At 43.0% G+C, this 4,683-nt stretch carries 7 protein-coding genes; 6 read left to right on the forward strand and 1 reads right to left on the reverse strand.

Features of this window, described 5'->3' with window-relative positions; translation table 11 throughout:
• From LSG34_RS20495 to LSG34_RS20520, 6 genes are all read left to right on the forward strand, one after another.
• Window positions 1-785: hypothetical protein (locus LSG34_RS20495; protein WP_233011195.1), on the forward strand; the 785-nt coding region annotated here is incomplete at its 5' end.
• On the forward strand, window positions 775-1,185 hold the full coding sequence (locus tag LSG34_RS20500; RefSeq protein WP_233011196.1) for a hypothetical protein: 411 nt from the start codon (window positions 775-777) through the stop codon (window positions 1,183-1,185). The genes LSG34_RS20495 and LSG34_RS20500, both read left to right, overlap by 11 nt.
• Before the next feature lie 55 nt (window positions 1,186-1,240).
• Window positions 1,241-2,512, forward strand: coding sequence for a hypothetical protein (locus tag LSG34_RS20505; RefSeq protein WP_233011197.1), 1,272 nt, complete (start codon window positions 1,241-1,243; stop codon window positions 2,510-2,512).
• Window positions 2,493-2,906, forward strand: a complete 414-nt coding sequence (locus LSG34_RS20510) for a hypothetical protein (protein ID WP_233011198.1) — start codon at window positions 2,493-2,495, stop codon at window positions 2,904-2,906. The genes LSG34_RS20505 and LSG34_RS20510 overlap by 20 nt, the downstream gene beginning before the upstream one ends.
• A 288-nt stretch (window positions 2,907-3,194) precedes the next feature.
• Window positions 3,195-4,172 (forward strand): hypothetical protein, encoded by a 978-nt coding sequence (locus LSG34_RS20515; protein ID WP_233011199.1) that lies wholly within the window; start codon window positions 3,195-3,197, stop codon window positions 4,170-4,172.
• A 1-nt stretch (window position 4,173) separates the two neighbouring features.
• Window positions 4,174-4,437, forward strand: coding sequence for a hypothetical protein (locus tag LSG34_RS20520; protein WP_233011200.1), 264 nt, complete (start codon window positions 4,174-4,176; stop codon window positions 4,435-4,437).
• Between the two features lie 41 nt (window positions 4,438-4,478).
• Here the strand turns inward: LSG34_RS20520 and LSG34_RS20525 are convergent.
• Window positions 4,479-4,683, reverse strand: a 205-nt coding sequence (locus LSG34_RS20525) for a hypothetical protein (RefSeq protein WP_233011201.1), incomplete at its 5' end; no start/stop codon positions are given.

Here is a 4,683-nt window from a genome sequence, read left to right on the forward strand (position 1 = left end):
GGCAAATCCAGGAGCGCTGGGACGAAAACTCAGTGGACTTCAGGATGGAAAATCCAGCATACCGGGCTGCAGAGCCGCTGTTGGAGCTTTCAGATTATCATAAAGCGCGAATTGACATTGCGACAGTGAATGCCGGAGTTCCAACTCAGCATAAAGCACTTGCTATCTATGGAGACTTGTATTTGTCTGCATTTGCGACACTATCTAATTCACCAGAACTAGAAGAAGTGTCCAACCTTCTCCATAATTTTAGAACTGGTGATGGCCCTGCTGAAGCTGTGTATTATGAAAACTCGCCATTAACTAAAAGCATGATGTCAACTGATGCTCTTGAATTAAACTGGCAAAAATATTTGGAGAAAAATCATAGCAAGTTAAAGGCCAGTGAGTATGCGGAATATACTGGTGGTATTGGTTCATGGAGTTTTAATACACCGAAGGGTTTAGACGCCATTTTTGATGCGACCTTTTCAAATGATAATAAATTTGCTACGTCGATTCCTTCGTACATCGCAGGAAAGCTTGATATAGATCCTACAAGACATTTTGTAGGCTCCCATACAATTAACATTTATGACAACGGCGATCGCTCAGCTACTATTGAGATTATCAATAAAACATCAATAGAGTCATATACTCGTAACATAGCTACAGGAAAGGCTGTCGAAGCCTCTTTTTCAAGGGTGGAAAATAATTACGGTTTGAAAACGCCATACGGCACAATAACACAGACATTTATTTCGACACGAAATTATCCGGATTGGGTATTCAAAAATGATAAATAAACGTTCAATTGATTTTACTGTAGGGGTTTTACTTGCTTTAGTAGTGTCCTCGTGTGGTGAGCGTGATCCACGATACTATGTTATCGATGAGGCTCCCCTATTAACAAAACCAGAGCATATAGTGGGTTGTTATGGTGATGAATTACCGGAGTTATGTTTAAAGTCGGATGCATCCTTCCACTACAATTCTTCCAAAAATAAAGTGTCGAATCGTACCGGAACTTGGGAACTTACAGACACAACATTAAAGTTATCTTCCGGAGAGTATGTCTACTATATGCAAGTTTTAGGTACGTCTGCTGGTTACCTGCTGATGCCAGAATCCGATCCACAAGCAGATCCTGACACTTGGAATTGGGACTCAACTTTACCCTCGCTATCGAAGGTAGATAAAAACTAAGTCAGGGTAGTTCTGAGCATGATTAATGCCCCTAAATTAAGGTAGGGGCTTTGTCGTGCTCGATGCCTTTGGCAATGCGATAGGGAATTCGATTGTTGCTTCCATGATGCCAGCGACACCGGAGCAGGCCGCTAAAACAGCCAGGGAGGCAGGCAAGCAGGCAGTGCTCAATGGTGCAACACCACAAGAAGCCAAAGCCATTGAACTACAAACCTATGCCAGAGAATCAGGTGGAACTGTAGAAGCCGCAGGCCATGTGCGGACAGGCACAGGCAGTTTTGCACATGATGACAACGAAGGGTTCTGGTTATCCAACGGCTCAGAACGCGCTTTCATTGGTTATGGTGCATCACAGAGTGATGTGTCTGACTTCCTTGGCAACAGTGCTGCACGGGATCTAGGCATGAGCTATGCGGCACAGGTGATGGGTATCCGGCATGGAGCCAATACTGCTTTCACTGATGGAATGAATCGTGGTTTTGAAAACTCGGTACGACCCGGTGTCGTTGCGCAACAACGACAACAGAGACAAGTGTCCAACCAACTAGATGCTATTAATCGAACTATTTATGAAGACATGCGGTCAGGCTGGTTCAATAAAGCAAAGAATGTCACTGAGGCGAGTTGGAATCTATTATCTCGGACAGGTGACGTATCTAATTTAGATAGCGCTCCGTTATGGAAAGGATTGGCTGGGCATGGTGATATGGAATTTAGACAAGATATGTCCACTGTGCTGACGTTAGGTGCAAATAAAGACCCTAGGTACATGCGCTGGTTATCGCAGGTTGATGTATCTCAGTTAAACCAAATGTCCCCTGAAAAACGAGCTGGGACCATGTTTGATATGTGGGCTACTGGTGTTCACCCAAGTAACCCAACGTTCTCTGATGGTTCACCAGTTGTGGAGTCATTGCGAAATACCAATGCTGTAAATACAGCAATCACGCTGCATACAAATAAACCTGAGAATCTAAAGTTTATTTCGGATTTCAACAGTTCAGGCGTATTAGGTGTCCAAGATCCAACAACTAACGTAAGAGGATATTGGTGGAGGCCAATCAAAGATCCTTTTGATAGCCTTGGTTGGAATGCAATGATGGATGCGACTTTTCCTAAAGTCGATTGGGAACAACACTACATAGGCAGCTGGACAATTGATAAGGTTGAGTATAAAACAGGTACTAAGATAGGTATTTCTGGGCACAATGATACTAGTTGGAGATCTTTAATGTATGGAGTGCCAGATTCATATGCAACGCCGGGTCCATTACAAACAATTAACTGGAAATATGAGTGGAGCGAAAGTGAAAATAAATATAAATAGGGTTTTGTTGCTCATTATATTTTTAGTGAGTGCTACATCATGCATTAAGCAGGCTCCTGAAAATGTTGAGATGAATATGTTAGCTGGACGTTACATAAGTGAGAAGTACGATTCTGAAACGCTTGAGTTGTGGGATAGTATGTTGTTTGAACACGAGTTTAAAGGTTTGGATGGTCGTATGGTGAAAGATTCGGGTAGTTTTAGCTCACCGTTGAAAGTGGATGATGTTTGGTTTCTTGGGATGAAAGGTTTTTATTCAAAATACAGTTTTGATGCAGGTGAGTTGGAGGAACCTGACAACTCATTCACCTTTGAGATATATAAGAAAAACGGTGGCATAATGTTGTGTCACATCGAAGACTCAGATAACTCAAATTGTTTTATAAAAGAATGAGTTAATTTGAAAAGCATCTAGTTTGCGTAGCCCCTTCACCGGGGCTTAGTTTTACCCGATGCCTTTGGCAATGCGTTAGGGAACTCACTAGTCAGTGGTTTAAGCAAGCCTAATGGTTATCAGGTAGGTGATGAAATCACCACCGATGGACAGAAAGGTTATGTCGCTGGTGTAGATGAACACGGCCAACCAACATCAATCAGTCACAGTGCCGATAATCTGCGGGTAGAAAGAGAGCAGAATGCAGCTTGGGTTCGTGACTATGGTGTGCAGGACTATATCAGAAGCATGGAGTCAAGTTCCGATACGAATTATAGTCATTCTTTTGGTTCTGACATTGCAATGAACCTGAATCCAATTTTTGGTCAACCTGACGGCGTGCAAACTCGTGGCTTTATGGGCCAGCAGTTGGACAGCTTTAGTCAGTGGCGTAAAGGAGTATTTAATTCATACGAAGATCTTGCGATTTCCAGTGGCGGCGGATTCGGCACCGCAGCAGTAGCTTTCCTTGAAACTCCAACCAGACTGGGTCTTGGTGTAATTGAAGGGGGGCTGTCATTAGCTGGGTTAGCCTTTGATTCAAGTGTCCGGCAGGATGCGTTCAATGGAATCAGTTATCTTTATGATAATTATGATGTGGTGATACCTAGCGCTGTTGACGGATGGTTAGATAAGTCTTGGGATAGACAACTTAGTGACATGTTTGTCATGGGTGGTGAAGTTTTACTTGGTGGCGCTTCAGGTAAGTTTGCATACCAGTCAGGAGTGTACGGGGGAAGTTTAGCTTATCGTGGCATTGATAGCATTGGAAACGGATTATCTGATGCTATTTTTGAAACTTTGCATAACACACCATCAACAAGATTGTTAAATAGTCAGCTTGATTCATATGCAGTTGGTTCTGCCAGAACGGATCAATTAACTTGGGGATATCTACCTGATGAGTGGTCAATGACAGATCTTTCCGCTGGTTCAACCGTATTAGGTGGCTTACCTGGACAGTCTGCGTATTACACAACCCATAGTACTTTAGATGCAGCAGGAATAAGTCGAGAAGCCCTTTTTAATAGCTTACAAGTTCTTCCTCATAAAGAGTTTGGTTATAGACCGAAAATTGGTATTTACGAAGTTCAACAATCTATCCGTGTGCCGTTTGGGACAGCAAAAGCTAATCCAAACTTGGGGGGCGGTAATGGTGAGCAGTACTTCATTCAAAATTACCAAAAATATTTAAAGTTAGTCGGCGAAATAGGTTTAGGTAAGTAACATGAATTTATTGTGTGAGCATATTCAAATAGTTGTTGATATATCGAAAAAATATGGCGTAGATGTTATAGAGATCTCAGAGGGGTGGACAAATATTAAACAAGTAGTCCATATGCAGTCGGGGTTAACATCTGAATTAAAAAAGGAGATTGAGGAAAAACAGCCAAGTCTGCGTTATTGGAGTTCTCCAAAGACACCTCATAATGCCGCGGACGAAGGGTTCACATGTGATGTATGTAAAGTAGGAATAACCTATCCAGAATAAGAAATGGGCGTTCCGTTCATGCCGTTGCCACTACATACTGCTCACAGTTGCTGGAGAAGCGCCGGCAGCTGGAGTTTGATGAGGCGGGAGAATTTCGAAGAACGGAGCAGGGCGAACAACGGGCGCCGGACTTTACACACTATGGAGGCAGCAGCGCAGCGCACTACAGCTATGGCGGTGGTGGCACCTATCTGGGAGAGTTTAAAGAAGACGGCAGTATAAATATCCGGGATACGCACTTTAAGG

This window comes from Rheinheimera faecalis (genome assembly GCF_021290965.1).
GTDB lineage: Bacteria > Pseudomonadota > Gammaproteobacteria > Enterobacterales > Alteromonadaceae > Pararheinheimera > Pararheinheimera faecalis.